This window comes from Sphingomonas sp. CFBP 13714 (assembly GCF_014842205.1).
GTDB lineage: Bacteria > Pseudomonadota > Alphaproteobacteria > Sphingomonadales > Sphingomonadaceae > Sphingomonas > Sphingomonas aerolata.
The window spans coordinates 182,859-198,465 of the sequence record NZ_JACYVG010000008.1 but is presented as its reverse complement, the minus strand read 5'-3'; the positions used below and the strand labels follow the sequence as shown (position 1 = coordinate 198,465).

Annotated in this window: 9 protein-coding genes, 1 tRNA gene and 1 pseudogene; 7 read left to right on the top strand and 4 right to left on the bottom strand. The window is 65.8% G+C overall.

Features of this window, described 5'->3' with window-relative positions; all coding sequences use genetic code 11:
* Positions 1 to 539: hypothetical protein (locus tag IFT54_RS20280; protein WP_206758146.1), on the top strand; the 539-nt coding region annotated here is incomplete at its 5' end.
* Positions 540 to 971: 432 nt separating this feature from the next.
* Here IFT54_RS20280 and IFT54_RS17550 read toward each other — a convergent pair.
* The 4 genes from IFT54_RS17550 to IFT54_RS17535 all read right to left on the bottom strand — a co-directional run bounded on the left by IFT54_RS17550 (position 972) and on the right by IFT54_RS17535 (position 3,859).
* The gene (locus tag IFT54_RS17550; protein WP_192071540.1) at positions 972 to 1,313 is read right to left on the bottom strand and encodes a hypothetical protein; all 342 of its coding nucleotides are present in this window, start codon (positions 1,311 to 1,313) and stop codon (positions 972 to 974) included.
* 404 nt (positions 1,314 to 1,717) lie between these two features.
* On the bottom strand, positions 1,718 to 2,986 hold the full coding sequence (locus IFT54_RS17545) for a Y-family DNA polymerase (protein ID WP_192071539.1): 1,269 nt from the start codon (positions 2,984 to 2,986) through the stop codon (positions 1,718 to 1,720).
* Positions 2,983 to 3,408, bottom strand: a complete 426-nt coding sequence (locus IFT54_RS17540) for a LexA family protein (protein ID WP_192071538.1) — start codon at positions 3,406 to 3,408, stop codon at positions 2,983 to 2,985. Before IFT54_RS17540 ends, IFT54_RS17545 begins: the two co-directional genes overlap by 4 nt.
* Before the next feature lie 375 nt (positions 3,409 to 3,783).
* Positions 3,784 to 3,859 (bottom strand) — tRNA-Thr (locus IFT54_RS17535).
* Between the two features lie 143 nt (positions 3,860 to 4,002).
* On the opposite strand from IFT54_RS17535, the pseudogene IFT54_RS17530 reads away from it, so the two are divergent.
* The 6 genes and pseudogenes from IFT54_RS17530 to IFT54_RS17505 form a co-directional block, all read left to right on the top strand.
* Positions 4,003 to 4,809 (top strand): annotated as a pseudogene (locus tag IFT54_RS17530) (PAS domain-containing protein); the annotation flags it as partial.
* Between the two features lie 292 nt (positions 4,810 to 5,101).
* A complete protein-coding gene (locus IFT54_RS17525; protein ID WP_192071537.1) occupies positions 5,102 to 9,766 on the top strand; it encodes an NAD-glutamate dehydrogenase domain-containing protein in 4,665 nt (1,554 codons plus the stop codon).
* Positions 9,767 to 9,919: 153 nt separating this feature from the next.
* Positions 9,920 to 10,924, top strand: a complete 1,005-nt coding sequence (cobS, locus tag IFT54_RS17520; RefSeq protein ID WP_031393922.1) for a cobaltochelatase subunit CobS — start codon at positions 9,920 to 9,922, stop codon at positions 10,922 to 10,924.
* 4 nt (positions 10,925 to 10,928) lie between these two features.
* Positions 10,929 to 12,752: a cobaltochelatase subunit CobT gene (gene cobT, locus IFT54_RS17515; RefSeq protein ID WP_031393923.1), complete on the top strand. Its 1,824-nt coding sequence runs from the start codon at positions 10,929 to 10,931 to the stop codon at positions 12,750 to 12,752.
* A gap of 22 nt (positions 12,753 to 12,774) precedes the next feature.
* Entirely contained in the window at positions 12,775 to 13,017 is a 243-nt protein-coding gene (locus tag IFT54_RS17510; RefSeq protein WP_056408960.1) for a ribbon-helix-helix domain-containing protein, read from the top strand.
* A gap of 74 nt (positions 13,018 to 13,091) precedes the next feature.
* A complete protein-coding gene (locus tag IFT54_RS17505) occupies positions 13,092 to 15,599 on the top strand; it encodes a TonB-dependent receptor (protein ID WP_192071536.1) in 2,508 nt (835 codons plus the stop codon).
* Positions 15,600 to 15,607 lie beyond the last annotated feature (8 nt).

Sequence of the window (15,607 nt, the reverse complement as noted above, 5' to 3'; positions counted from 1 at the left end):
TCTCCTCACGGAACCTGAATCAGATCGCGCCTCTCACATCAATGGGTCCTGACCCTAGTCAAGACCTCATGCAGCCGCACGTCCTGTTGCCCGGAACGAATCGTCACTACGAACTTCGCGTCAGGAACACCCGCAGAGACGCGCTCGATATTGTCGATTGCGGCGTCATAATCGTCGAAGATGATAAGCGCCTGCTTTTCGGCTCGGATGACTTCAAGGTCTTGTGCAAGGCGTTTCCCGGCACGTCGCCACAAATAGCACTTGTAGCCATTCTCGCTGGCATCTCGCGCCAAGAGCGACGTAAAAATCGTCTTTCCGTTCCCGAGCCTCGAGAGGACAAGCACTGTCTTGTTATTACTGAGAAGGGCGAGCGCACTTTCAAGGCTCTTCCCGCGCTTCGCGACGTAGCTATCATCGCGGACGGTGTTGAAGAAGCGACCTTGGTTGAAGTTACCAAATGTTACCAAGTTGAAGATCTCGACTGGCGTGGGATCGACGAGCGGCTTTGCGTCGATGCCTCGCTGCAGGAACTTGAATGACTCGAGAGATCGCGGATTCGCCGGTTTGGGCGATGGCGGAAGCGTTTTGGCCAGATCAGCGAACCCGTCGAAGCCTATCGGTACGATTTCCCCATACGGCGGCGCTCTTTCTACGAGTTGTTGCTTGGGTGGGTTCCGCGTGATGAAGTAAGTGCGCCTCGCGGACGTCTCGCCTGCAGCCATCAGCCCAGTGATATGGTGGTCGCCTAAGCTGAACCCCATAAAATAGCAGGCATCAAAGGTCCGACGATCTCGTTGAAACTCATAGAACCAGGTCGGATGGTCGCGGGTGATCACATCGTAGGATAGACTATTTAGGATCAATTGCGTTTCGACGTCAGCCTCTGTCGCCTTCCGTATTGAGCCGTGCAAGTACACTGCAAATGATTCAGGCAGAGTCCGAGGTCGTTCATCGTCAAAAGTAAACACGGGCTAGGCACCACCCTTTACTGAGCTAACCATATCGTCGTAGTTTGTAGTATAAATACGGGCCCATGGCAGAGAGAGAATATATTTCTGATAGTCAAGGACGGACGAAACTGTAAACGTGTTGTATAGAATATCATAAAGACTCACGTCGAAGCGGTGCGAGAAGGCGTCCGCTGCTGATTTAAGATCGTGGTCTCTCGGAGATTGTCCAATCGCTTCAGCCAACCGCTCTAACAAGGGCTGCCCGGCAGGGAGCTTCTCCCTTGCAATGTTGGTTGCATCTGCCGAGAAGCCTGATCCGAGAAAAAGGACGGAGTTCTTTGGATCCAGAGTGTCGATCGGCAACCTTTATCTCCCATGATGCAGGCAACGCTTACCCCCGTGAGACTTAACACGCGAGCCGGTTTTGAGGCAGGTCGTCAACCGAGGTCTATCGAGAATGGCAGACTCGCCTGTTGCATCTAGGACAATTTGGTTTGTTCTAGCGGCTACGGGCGGACATGCCGCGAAAAACACCCTCCGTCGTTCTGCAGTGCCCGTCGGCCAGCGCCCGAGTCGGCTCCCGGCCGGACCGGCCGTTCGTCACTTCGTTTAGGAATGGCAGAAAGATCCCAATTTCAGGCTTCACCCACGCGTGAACCAACGATCGCTTTCGGGACCGAGGTCGAAAACGTTGAGCAGCAAGGATTAGGCGATGGTGAACGGCAGTCGGTAACGGTTTGTTGCGATGCTCGGTTCGCACCTTAACCTCATGCGCGGACCACCGGGACGTCGGCAATCTTTGTCGTCCATGCCGGCGACCGCATTTCCGACCGTAGCTTCCACTCCCGCTTAAAGCCCTGTGTCGCGGTCACTGCCGTCCAAGTACCGAACTTGTCGTTGATCGCGTCGAGCGCGCCCATCAGGCGGTCGCGTTTCGCCATATCTGCCTCGAACAGAGTCCGCGGTCGCTCCGCTTCGGCCAGAAGGTCGTCAAGCAGGATACCGGCCTTGGTATAGGCATAATCATCGCGCCACGCCTTCTCAGCCACCCGCCGTGCAGCCGCTATCAATTCAAAGCTATCGTTCGACATGGGATGGAGCGTGACGGTGCGCGACCCGCCATATTGCGGTCGGTCTGGCCTGTTGCGATTGGTGTGAAAGAAGGCGGTAAGCCGCCCCGCGACGAGCCCATGCATTCGCAGCTTCTCGCCGGCGCGCAGCGCATATTGCGACAAGGCGCCCATCATCCGATCAAAGTCGCATATGGGCATGCCGAACGATCGAGTGACTGCCATGCCCTTTCGCCGGGGTGCGACGGACTCGACAGCGTTTAAAGGTACGCCGCGCAGCTCAGCAACCAGCCGCTCGAGCACGACCGTCCCGACGGCGCGCGCCTGCTTCATCGGCATGTTTCGCAGTGCGCCCGCGGTGTGCACCCCAAGATCCGTGAGCTTCCTGGCTGTTGCACCGCCCACGCCCCAGACGTCGCCGACGGCGAACGCATCCATAACCTCGCGACGAACGGCGTCATCGCGCAGATCAGCGACCCCTTCGAACCGGGGGTCCTTCTTGGCCGCAGCATTCGCCAGCTTGGCCAGCGTCTTGGTCTCAGCAATGCCCACACATGTCGGTATCGTCGTCCACAGACGAACTTGCTCCCGCATCGCACGCGCGTGGTCGACAAGGTCCCTGCCCTCAAATCCGGCGAGGTCCAGAAAGGTCTCGTCGATCGAATAGATCTCGAAGTCACGCGCGAAGGGTTCGCAGGCGGCAATGACGCGGCGCTGCATGTCGCCATACAGCGTGTAGTTCGAGGAGAGGACTCGGATACCGTGCCGGCGGACCACATCGCGCAGGTGGTGGATCGGATCGCCCATCTTTATGCCGAGCGCCTTGGCTTCGGCCGAACGAGCGATCGCGCAGCCGTCATTGTTCGACAGCACGATGACCGGCACGCCGACGAGGCTGCTATCAAACGCCCGTTCGCAGCTGACGTAATAGTTGTTGCAGTCGATCAGCGCGATGGGCGCGCTCATGGCACCTTGCGCGCCACGCCGACGACGACGCCCCAGATCTCGACATATTCGTCGACAAGGATGTGCGGGAAGCCCTCGGCCTCGGGCACGAGCCAGTGCCGCCCATCCATATGCCGAAGCCGTTTTAACGTCCGCTCGCCGTGCACCAAGGCGACGACGATCGCACCGGCCTTGGGTTGCTTGGCGCGATTGACGACGATCAGATCACCGTCGTTGATTCCGGCGCCCGCCATCGATCGCCCTTCGACCCGCATGATGTAGCTCGCAGCGGGGTGCTCCACGAGCCAGGCACCGAGATCAATCGGTTCCTCCATGTCATCCTGCGCCGGTGACGGGAACCCGGCCGGCGTGTGACACAGGAAGAACGGGACCTCGCGCGGCACCAGTTCGAACGGTATTTCGTGGAGCCTCAAGATGCTCATGGGACGATTCCTTTTCCGGCCAGCCCTTTAGAGCGCAAGAACAGAAAGTGAACAAGGATTCGTGTGACAACGCTGCCGCATGGTAAGCGCTCGAACCGACAGCGGGCGTTTGCGAGGACATTTAAAAAGTAAACGTCCGGCCCGACGTGTGTTGTGGCGCGGCACCGCTGCGCGAGGCAGTCGGCTCACGGGGGTGGCCGCGTTGCGAATCATACGATGCCGGGGGATGTGGAAGGACAGCCGTCCAACCTGCCGGCGGCGGGCTACGCTACCGGAACGTGGGCTTGCGATACCACCGCGATACCAAAACGCAGATCTGCCGAGGCTTTACGCGACAAGTCGCCAATAAAGTTCAAAGATTTCAATGGTTTAAGGTGGTGCCGCTTACAGGACTCGAACCTGTGACCCCCGCATTACGAATGCGATGCTCTACCAGCTGAGCTAAAGCGGCCCGATGACGGATATCTCCGGTCGAGGGGGCGGCGCTTAACAGGGGAAATTTGCGGTGACAAGCACTAACCCGCATTTACGTGCCGTTTACCAAGCAGCGTGCACAAGCAGCCGTAAGTGAACGGGGAAGTTTTCGGTATGGGCATGCGACGCGAGCCGGACGGCGAATACGGCGAGATCGACGAGGCCGCGACGGGACTTCCCGGCGGGGCGACCGACGCGGGCGTCAACGACGTGATGTTCGATCTGGGCGGGGACGAACGCCGGATGCATGTCCGCGCCTATAACCACTGGGTGTCGCTGCTCAGGGGACGCCCCTATCCGACGATCGCGGACCTCGATCCCGGCTCGATCGCCGATTTCGGCCCGCACAGCGTGCTGCTCGACTTCCGCACCGATCCGGGCACGGGTGCGGATCGGGATGCCGCAGCGGTGATGACGATCGACGATCCGCGAATCGCCTATCTCGGCGCCAAGCTGCGTGAGGAATGCGGGCTGGTCGGGCCGATCACGTCGATCGCCGACGTGCCGAGCCGGTCGCTGCTGTCGCGGCTGACCGATCATTATCTGCAGATCATCGCGAATCGCGCGCCGATCGGGTTCGAGGCCGAATTCGTCAACAGCCGCGGGCGCACGACGCTGTACCGCGGCATCCTCATGCCGTTCTCGTCGAGCGACGAGGGCATCGATTTCCTGTATGGCGTGATCAACTGGAAGGAACTCGCCGACGACCGGATGCAGGCGACGCTCGCCGCCGAGCTCGAGGCGGCGGTTCGCGCCGCGCCGGTGCCCGCGTCCGGGCTCACCGCCTATGCCCGCCACGCGCCGATGATGCCGGGGCTCGGCGCGTCGCTGGCGTCGACCGGGCACGCGCCCGCCACCTCGCCGGGCGTGCCGATCTGGGCCGACGGGCCGAGCGCAGAATTCGCCGACCCCATAGCGGCGACCGGCCCGACCGATGGCCCGGCACCCGACACGCTCGCGCATGTCATGCTCCGGACCGACGCGGAGCCTGGCGCCATCGTCCTGCTCGTCGCCCGCGCGGGGGTGGATGGCGGGCTCGACATCATCGGCACGATCACCGACGACGCGGCCCTCACCGCGCAGGCGATGGCCGCGATCGGGTAGGCGAAAACCGTGTTCGCGCCGCGCCGACGCGCATCCGAATGCTGCACCGCAACAGCGGTGTTCGCACCTGCCACAAGCCTTGAGGTCGTATCCTACCCGGCGCATAGGCGCGGTCATGGCTGATCTTTCCACGACGCTGACCGACGCGCTCGCCGCCCGGTTGACCGAACGCGCGCTTCCGGGCGAACTCAAGGACTTCGGCACGACGGAGGCGGCGCACGCCGCGGCTTTCGTCGTCGCCACGGCGCTTCGCCGCGACGATGGCGCGCCCGCCATCGCGCTCGAACCGATCAGCGCCGACGACACGCGCCGCCGCATGCGGCTGGCGATCGTCAACGACGACATGCCGTTCCTGGTCGATTCGATTTCCGCCGCGATCGCCGCGCAGGACATCGCGATCGATCGCATCATCCACCCGGTCGTTCACACGACGCGCAGCCCCGACGGCGTGCTCCAGGCGATCGGCGACACCGGCCCCGCCGAATCGATGATCTATCTCGAGATGGAGCGCGCCGACGCCCGCGATCGGCGCGGGCTGATCGAGGACCTGACCGGTGTGCTCGCCGATGTGCGCGCGGCGGTGAAGGACTGGCGCGCGATGCAGGGCGCGATGGCGACCGATATCGCGCTGCTTCACAGCGACGGCCCCGATGCAGAAGGCGCGGCGCTGCTGCGCTGGTTCCTCGACGGTCATCTGACGTTGCTCGGGCATCAGGTCTGGCACCGCGACGGCAGCGGCGGCGCCGCGCTCGGCATCGCGCGCAATCCGCATGCCGTGCCGATCCTGGCGGAGGCCTCGCGCGCACTCGCGATCCAGTGGTTCGAGGCGGGCAATCTCGCACCGCTGCTGCTGAAGTCGAACCTGATCTCGACCGTCCACCGCGCCGTCCCGCTCGACCTAGTCGTGGTCCCGGTGATCGAGGGCGAGACGATCGCGGGGCTGTCGATCTACAGCGGTCTGTGGACCAGCGCGGCGCTGGCGACGATGCCGCGCGACGTGCCGATCCTGCGCACGCGACTTGCCGCGATGAAGGCGAAGTTCGGCTTCGATCCCCGCGGCCATGCGGGCAAGGCGCTGACCCACGCATTCACCGCCCTGCCCCATGATCTCGTCATCGCGTTCGCGCCCGACGCGCTCGAGGAACTCGCGCTGACCGCGATGAGCCTGGCCGACCGACCGCGTCCCGCGCTGGTTCTTGTCGCATCGCCGCTCGGCCGCCATCTGTTCGGCTTCGTCTGGCTGCCGCGCGACGACGTCACGACCGGCCGCCGCACCGCGATCGGCGAGATGCTCGCCGAGGCCGCGAATGCCACCGTGCTGAACTGGTCGATCGCGCTCGAGGACGGCGAGACCGCGATGCTGCGCTACACGCTCGACCTGCGCGGCGAAGGCCGCGTGCCCGACGTCGCGCCGCTCGCGCTCAGGCTGCAGCGGATGGTGCGCGGCTGGGTGTCCGACGTCGAGGCCGCGCTGGTCGAGACATTGCCGTCGCCGCGTGCCGCCCGCCTCGCGCTGCGCTGGGCCGCCGCCTTCCCGCAAAACTATCGCAACCTCAGCAGCCCGGCCGAAGCCGGCGAGGACATCCAGCGGCTTGCCGCACTCGACGGGCCGGGCGCGCGCGGGGTGCGCCTGATCTCCAGCGCGCCCGGCGAAGACCGCCAGCTCAAGATCTACAAGCTGGGCGGCGCGCTGCCGCTGTCCGATGCCGTGCCGGTGCTCGAGAATTTCGGCTTCCGCGTGATCGGCGAATTGCCGACCCGGCTGCAGGAGGACAGCGATCCCTTCGTGCACGACTTCGTGCTCGAGGCGAACGATGCGGTCGCGCAGGCCGATGCGGCGACGCTCGAGCGCGCGATCGCTGCGGTGCTCGAAGGCGCGGCCGAGAACGATGCGTTCAACCGGCTGATCGTCGAAGTGGGCATGAGCCCGCAGGCGGTCGTGCTGTTCCGCGCCTGGTTCCGCTATCTGCGCCAGGCGGGCCTGCCCTACGGCCTGACGACGGTGGTCGACGCGCTGCGCCGCGCACCCAGGGTCGCCACCGCGCTGATCGCGCGCTTTGCCGCCGCGCATGATCCGGCCGATGCCGGGCATCCCGCCGACGCCGATGCGACGATCGAGGCGGGGCTCGACGCGGTGACCGCGATCGACGACGATCGCATCCTGCGCGCCTATCACAGCCTGGTCGGCGCGACGCTGCGCACCAACGCCTTCACGCCCGCCGCGGCCGAGGCGCTCGCGTTCAAGCTCGACAGCCACCTTATCCCCGGCCTCCCCGCGCCCGTGCCGTGGCGCGAGATCTGGGTATACAGCCCGCGGATCGAGGGTATCCATCTGCGCGCCGGCCCGGTCGCGCGCGGCGGGCTGCGCTGGTCCGACCGTCGCGACGATTTCCGCACCGAGATTCTCGGGCTGATGAAGGCGCAGCGCGTGAAGAACGCGGTGATCGTGCCGACCGGCGCGAAGGGCGGCTTTTATCCCAAACAGCTCCCCGCCCCGTCGAACCGCGACGCGTGGCTGGCGGAAGGGACCGAGAGCTACCGGATCTTCATCCGCACCCTGCTGTCGATCACCGACAACATCGTCGAGGGCAAGGTCGTCCATCCGGCGGGCGTCGCGATCCTCGACGGCGAGGATCCCTATTTCGTCGTCGCCGCGGACAAGGGCACCGCGACGTTCAGCGACGTCGCCAACGCGCTCGCGCTCGAACGCGATTTCTGGCTGGGCGACGCGTTCGCGAGCGGCGGCTCGGTCGGTTATGATCACAAGGCGATGGGCATCACCGCCAAGGGCGCCTGGGTCTCGGTCCAGCGTCACTTCGCCGAGCGCGGCATCGACGTGCAGAGCAATCCGATCACCGTCGTCGGCTGCGGCGACATGTCGGGCGACGTGTTCGGCAACGGCATGCTGCTGTCGAAGTCGCTCAAGATCGTCGCGGCGTTCGACCATCGCCACATCTTCATCGATCCGAACCCCGATCCCGCCGCAAGCTGGGACGAGCGTGCGCGCATGTTCGCGCTCCCCCGCTCAAGCTGGGCGGATTACGACACCGCGCTGATCTCCGAAGGCGGCGGCGTCTATCCGCGCACCGCCAAGGTCATCCGTCTCTCGCCCGAGGCGCAGGCCGTGCTCGGCATCGCGGTCGACGAGATCGAACCCGGCGCGCTGATCTCCGCGATCCTGAAGGCGCCCGCCGACCTGCTCTGGTTCGGCGGCATCGGCACCTATGTGAAGGCGGCATCCGAGAACAACGTCCAGGTCGGCGATCCCGCCAACGACCGGCTGCGCGTGAACGCCGAGGATCTGCGCGTCACCGCGATCGGTGAAGGCGCCAATCTCGGCGTCACGCAGGCCGCGCGCATCGCGTTTTCCGAGCGCGGCGGGCGGATCAACACCGACTTCATCGACAATTCGGCGGGCGTCGACTGCTCGGACAACGAGGTCAACATCAAGATCGCGCTCAACCGCGAGATGATCGAGGGGCGCCTGGGCTATGCGGATCGCAACGCGCTGCTCGCCAGCATGACCGACGACGTCGCGCATCTCGTGCTCGAGGACAACCGGCTCCAGACGCTCGCACTGTCGATCGCCGAGGGCGCGGGCGCGCTGGCAGGCCCCGGCGGCCTTGGCGGCGCGACCGGCGGCGGTGGCGGACCGGGCTCGATGCCGAGCTATGTCCGCGTGATCGAGATCTTCGAGGGCAGCGGACGGCTCGATCGCGCGGTCGAGGGGCTGGCCGCCAATGACGACCTGCTCCGCCGCGGGCTCGACGGCCATGGCCTGACGCGACCGGAACTCGCCGTGCTGCTCGCCACCGCGAAGCTCGCGCTGCAGGATTCGATCGAGCACGCCGGGCTCGGCGACGACCCCGCGCTCAAGCCCGATCTTCACGCCGCCTTCCCGGCCGCGATGCGCGAGCATTTCGCGCAGGCGATCGACGACCACCGGCTGCGCGGCCAGATCGTCGCGACCAAGCTTGCCAACCGCATCGTCAACCGGCTCGGCGTGCTCCATCCGTTCGAGCTGGCCGAAGAGGAAGGTGCGGCGATGGGCGATATCGCGGCGATGTTCGTCGTCGCCGAACGGCTGTTCGACCTGCCCTCGCTCTGGGCGGACATCGAATCACGACCGATGCCCGAGGCCGCACGCATCGCGCTCTTCGACGAGGTGGCGGTCGCCACGCGTTCGCAGATCGCGGATCTGCTCCGCGTGTCCGCGCCCGGCACGATGCCGGGTGCCGTGCTCGCCCGGCTCGCCAAGGGGATTACGCATCTCGATGGCCAGACCAAGGCGCTGCTGCTCGAGGAGGCGAGTGCGCAGAGCGACCGCATCGCCGCGCAACTCGAGACGGCGGGTGCCCCGCACGACCTCGCGATCAAGGTGGTCCGGCTGTTCGAGCTCGACGGTGCGGTCGGGCTTGCCGATCTGGGCGAGCGCCTCGCGCTCGACGAGGCGGTGCTGACCCGCGCCTTCACGCATCTGGGGCAGGCGCTCGGGCTCGACTGGGCACAGGCCAATGCGGCGCGGATCACGCCGTCGGATCCCTGGGAACGCCTGCTCATCGCCGGACTTGCCCGCGATTTCCAGCAGTTGCGGCTGGAGTTCCTCGCACGGTGCGGGGCCAAGGATCCGCAAGGCGCGGTCGACACATGGCTGGCGAGCAATGCCACCCGCGTCGCGCAATTCAAGGCGGTGATCGACCGTGCACGCCACGCCGCCGTCCCGAACGCCGCGATGCTCGCGCAGATCGCCAGCCAGGCGCGCGTGCTGCTCGGCCGATAGGCGCAAACCGAAGCCCTGCCCCGCCACATTCCCGGCGGGGCGGGAACCCATCGCGCGTCCGGCGGTTCGATGATGTCTTCCCGACAATCGCGTACGTCGCGGTTGAGTATTCACCCGCGCTTGGCCTAGAGCTACCGGGAACACGAGGCCAGCATGACCGATATCCCCAATACCCAGCCTGACAGCCGCGAGACGACGATTCTCGACGCCCCCGACCGCATGGTGAAGGTGCGCGAGATGTTCGGGATCGATTCCGACATGGAGGTGCCCGCCTTCTCCGAGGCGGACGAGCGCGTCCCCGATCTCGACCCCGCCTATGTCTTCGACGCGGACACGACGCTCGCGGTCCTCGCGGGCTTTGCGCACAACCGCCGCGTGATGGTCCAGGGCTATCACGGCACCGGCAAGTCGACGCATATCGAACAGGTCGCGGCACGCCTGAAATGGCCGTGCATCCGCATCAACCTCGATGCGCATATCAGCCGCATCGACCTGATCGGGCGCGACGCGATCGTCCTGAAGGATGGCCAGCAGATCACCGAGTTCCGCGAAGGCCTGCTCCCCTGGGCGCTGCAGACCCCGACCGCGCTCGTGTTCGACGAATATGACGCAGGGCGTCCCGACGTGATGTTCGTGATCCAGCGCGTGCTCGAGACCGAAGGCAAGCTGACGCTGCTCGATCAGAACCGCGTGATCCGCCCGAACCCCTGGTTCCGCCTGTTCGCGACCGCCAACACGGTCGGCCTCGGCGACACCAGCGGGCTGTATCACGGCACGCAGCAGATCAACCAGGGCCAGATGGACCGCTGGAACATCGTCGTCACGCTCAACTACCTCCCCGCCAAGGTCGAGGCGCAGATCGTGCTCGCCAAGTCGGGCGAATATGACAAGCCCGACGGCAAGAAGGTCGTCGAGAACATGGTCCGCGTCGCCGACATGACCCGCAAGGGCTTCGTCAACGGCGACATCTCGACCGTGATGAGCCCGCGTACCGTCATAACCTGGGCGCAGAACGCGCTGATCTTCGGTGACGTCGGCTTCGCGTTCCGCCTGTCGTTCCTCAACAAGTGCGACGAGGCGGAGCGGTCGCTGGTCGCGGAATATTACCAGCGCGTGTTCGGCAAGGACCTGCCCGAGAGCGTGATGGGCAAGGCCTGAGGCCTTGGCGAACGAAACGCCCCTCGACCGGTTCAAGGCGGTTCTCGCCGGCACCGCGCGCGCGATCGCAGAGGAGCCCGAGGTCGAGCTCGCCTTCACCGCGGATGCGCCGGCGCAGTCGGGCAAGCACATCAAGGTGCCGATGCCCGCGCGCGCGCTGCCGCCCGAACAGGTCGCGGAAGCGCGCGGGTTCGCCGATGGCTTCGCTCTCCAGCTGAAGCATCACGACATCGCGCTGCACAACCGCGCCGCGCCGGTCGAGGCGGTCGCGCGGGCGGTGTTCGACGCGGTCGAGACCGCGCGCGTCGAGGCGCTGGGGTCGCGCGGCTATGCCGGGATCAGCGACAATCTCGCCATGGCGCTCGACGTCCGGCTGCGCGCCGACCCGATCACGCGCGCGCGCAACCGCGACGAGGTGCCGTTGTCGACCGCGCTCGGGCTGATGGTGCGCGAGCGGCTGACCGGGCAGGAATCGCCCGCGGTCGCCGCCCCCGGCCTCGCGCTGGTGCGCGAGTGGATCGAGCAGAAGACCGATCTCGACGCGCTGGCCTATGCGATCGACGACCAGAAGACGTTCCAGGGCCTGGCGCGCAAGATGCTCGCCGAGCTCGAGCTCGTCCAGGCGGACCAGGTCCCCGAGGAGAGCGAAGAGGGCGGCTCCGAGGACGAGGGCACCGACGAGCAGCAGCAAGACGAGGGCGACGAAGGCGACGACCAGGGCGAGGACGGCCAGGGCGAAGTCGAGGCGCGCGGCGAACAGTCCGAGCAGCAGAACGAGGAAAGCGACGGCCAGGAGCAGAGCGACGAGTCGATGGACGACATCGACGGCGAGCCCGGCGATGACGGCGAGGAGGGCATGCAGCCCGTCCGCCCCAACCGCCCGATGGCGGACATGGGCACCGCGTTCGACTACAAGCCGTGGACGACGCAGTTCGACGAAGTGATCGCCGCGACCGAGCTGTGCGATGCCGAGGAACTGGCACGTCTGCGCGGCTATCTCGACCAGCAGCTGGTCCATCTCCAGTCCGCGGTATCGAAGCTCGCCAACCGGCTGCAGCGCCGGCTGATGGCGCAGCAGTCGCGGTCCTGGGATTTCGATCAGGAGGAAGGTATCCTCGACGCGGCGCGCCTCGCCCGCGTGATCGTCAACCCCACGCTGTCGCTCAGCTACAAGGCCGAGCGCGAGACCGATTTCCGCGACACCGTCGTCACTTTGCTGATCGACAATTCGGGGTCGATGCGCGGACGCCCGATCTCGATCGCGGCGATCAGCGCGGACATCCTCGCGCGCACGCTCGAACGCTGCGGCGTGAAGACCGAGATCCTCGGCTTTACCACGCGCGCGTGGAAGGGCGGCCAGTCGCGTGAGACCTGGCTTGCGGCCGGCCGCCCGCCCCAGCCCGGCCGTCTCAACGACATCCGCCACATCGTCTACAAGCGTGCCGACGAACCATGGCGGCGCGCACGCAACTCGCTCGGGCTGATGATGCGCGAGGGGTTGCTGAAGGAAAATATCGACGGCGAGGCGCTGATGTGGGCGCATGCCCGGCTCGTCGCGCGGCCCGAGGAACGCCGCATCCTGATGGTGATCAGCGATGGCGCGCCGGTCGACGATTCGACGCTCAGCGTGAATTCGGGCTCCTATCTCGAACGCCATCTGCGTCAGGTGATCGGCTGGATCGAGACCAGGTCGCCGGTCGAGCTCGTCGCGATCGGCATCGGCCACGACGTGACGCGCTATTATGCGCGCGCGGTGACGATCATGGACGTCGAACAGCTCGGCGGGACGATCATCGAACAGCTCGCATCGCTCTTCGACACCGAGTGACGGCCATTCGGCCACCGCGCGCGTGATCGCTCCCCCGCGCGGCGGGTTTGCAGGCCCCGTGAAGCGGTCGATCACGATCGCCGGTCACCAGACGTCGATCAGCCTCGAACCGATCTTCTGGCAGGCGCTGGAGCGCGAGGCCGTCCGGCTCGGCCTGCCCTTGTCCGCGCTGGTCGCCGAGATCGACGCGCTGCGCATCGTCGCGGACGCCCCCCCGAACCTCGCCAGCGCCTTGCGGAGCTGGTTGTTCGACGAGTCGACTTGAGAACAAGTCGCATTAGCATTGACAGTGCGAACGACTCTCAATAGCGATACTCCAAGAGCAAAAGGGGTTTCACTATGTCGACTGTTTCGCCGCGGGGCGTCGCGCCGCGTCCTGCCACGATGCCCGCCTTCCTGGCCCTGTCCTGCATCGGCGCCTTCACGACCGCGCCGGCGTTCGCCGCCGATGCCGACCGGACGACGGCGACGCCCAAGGCCACCCCGGCGGATACGGCCGACGTGCAGCACCGCGACGAGATCCTGGTCAACGGCCACCGCGAACGCGACGCCGGCCCGAAACAGGTCGCGCCGCTGGTCGATACCCCGCGCTCGATCATCGTCTTGCCCAAGGAGGTGATCGAACAGACCGGATCGAACAGCCTCGCGGATGCGCTGCGCACCGTGCCCGGCATCACCTTCGGCGCCGCGGAGGGCGGCAATCCGATCGGCGACCGCCCCTTCATCCGCGGGTTCGACAGCCAGGGCAGCATCTTCGTCGACGGTGTCCGCGACCTCGCCTCGCAGACGCGCGAGGTGTTCGCGGTGGAGTCAGTCCAGATCGTCCGCGGGTCCGATTCGACGCTCGGCGGCCGCGGCTCGGCGGGCGGCACGATCAACATCCTGTCGCGCCTGCCCGTGCTCGACACGTTCGGATCGCTCAGCGGCAGCTATGGCGAGGCAGACTATAAGCGGGTCACCGGCGACCTGAACCTCAAGATCTCCGACACCGCAGCGTTCCGGATCCAGGGCATGTGGCACGACCAGGACGTCGCGGGCCGCGATGCGATCTGGCAGAAGCGCTGGGGCATCGCGCCCTCCGTCGCGATCGGGCTCGGCACGCCGACCCGGCTGACCGCGAGCTTCTATCACATGGAAAGCAGCGAACTGCCCGACAGCGGCATCCCCTATCTCTACACGATCAACAATCACCCCGGCACCGGCAGCGTCACGACACGGCCCGCGCTCGGTACCGTGACGACCGCGGGCGGCCAGACCGGCTTTGTCTCCCGGAAAAACTTCTACGGGCTGGCCGCGCGCGACTTCCGCGACGCCGACACCAACCAGGCGACGATCCGCGTCGAGCATGATTTCGGCGGCATCACGCTGCGCAACACCGCGCGCTACACGCACAGCACGCAAAGCTTCATCTTCACCCTCCCCGACGACAGCCAGGGCAATGTCTATGGCACCACCGCGACCAATACGGGCGCGAACGTGACCAATGGCGGCTATGTCTGGACGCGCGGCAACACGCGCTACGGCTATAGCGAAAGCATCGTCGACCAGACCGACCTGTACGGCAAATTCAATACCGGCGGCATCGAGCACAGCTTCTCGCTCGGCACCGAGCTTTCGTGGGAAAAGACGCGGCGCGGCACGTTCGTGTCGGCCAACGGCTCGACGATCTCGCCACGCTGCAACACGGCGACGATCGCGCGCTCCTATTGCGTCAGCCTGTTCGATCCGAATCCCTATGCGCCCTGGGTCAATTACGCGAGCGACACGTCGACGACGCAGACCCCGATCGCACGGGGCGCGCTGTCCACGGAAACGCAGAACGACGCCAATACCAAGGCGGTCTACGCGTTCGATTCGATCACGCTGATCCCCGCGCTGATCCTGAACCTGGGTGCGCGTTACGACCGGTTCGAATCGACGATCACGCTGCCGGGCGCAACGCAGACGAAGCTCACGCGCGTCGACAACCTCTTCAACTGGCAGGCAGGGCTCGTCTTCAAGCCGACGCCCGAGACCAGCCTCTATGCGAGCTACGCGACCGCCGCGACGCCGCCGAACAGCCTGCTCGGCGAGGGCCGCGAGGATAACGCGATCACCGCCGCAGTGCTCGGGCTGTTGAAGCCGCAAAAGACCAAGTCCTATGAGGTCGGCGCCAAGGCGAGCCTATTCGCCGAGAAGCTCCAGCTCGGCGCGGCGGTGTTCCAGACGGAGATTTCCAACGCGCGCGTGCTCGACGACACGAACACCGCATCGTTCATCGGCGAGACCCGGATCCGCGGGTTCGAGTTCAACGTCAGCGGGACGATCCTGCCCGGTTGGACGGTGTTCGGCGGGTTCACGCATCTCGATCCGAAGATCATCGACGGTGGCTTCACGACGCTGACCGCCCCCGCGATCACGACCACCGCGAACGGGGTGACGACCGTCGTCCAGCCTGCGCGGACCACCGGCGTCGTGTCGGTCAACACCGGCAAGCAGGTGCCGCAGACCGCGAAGAACAGCTTCACCGCGACGACCAATATCGACGTGACGAAGCGGCTGCAGATCGGCGGCACCGCGCTGTACATGGACGAACAGATCGGCGGCTATGCGGACAATCGCGCCGCGCGACAGACTGCGGCGGGCGTCGTCACGGTAACCCCCGCGACCAAGGTCCTTACCCGCAGCACGCCCGGTTACTGGCGGTTCGATGCGCGGGCCAGCTACAAGCTGACCGACATGATCGACCTCAGCGTCAACGCGCAGAACCTGACCAACAAGACCTATTTCTCGCAGACCTATGCCAGCCACTATGCCACGCTCGCCGCGGGCCGTACGGTGTTCGGCACGGTCAACCTGCGGTTCTGAGGGCCAGA

Bases quoted from the DNA above. Each gene is read 5' to 3' on its own strand.
- IFT54_RS17545 (WP_192071539.1), bottom strand. From the start codon at position 2,986: ATGAGCGCGCCCATCGCGCTGATCGACTGCAACAACTATTACGTCAGC.
- IFT54_RS17540 (WP_192071538.1), bottom strand. From the start codon at position 3,408: ATGAGCATCTTGAGGCTCCACGAAATACCGTTCGAACTGGTGCCGCGC.
- IFT54_RS17525 (WP_192071537.1), top strand. From the start codon at position 5,102: ATGGCTGATCTTTCCACGACGCTGACCGACGCGCTCGCCGCCCGGTTG.
- cobS (WP_031393922.1), top strand. From the start codon at position 9,920: ATGACCGATATCCCCAATACCCAGCCTGACAGCCGCGAGACGACGATT.
- IFT54_RS17505 (WP_192071536.1), top strand. From the start codon at position 13,092: ATGTCGACTGTTTCGCCGCGGGGCGTCGCGCCGCGTCCTGCCACGATG.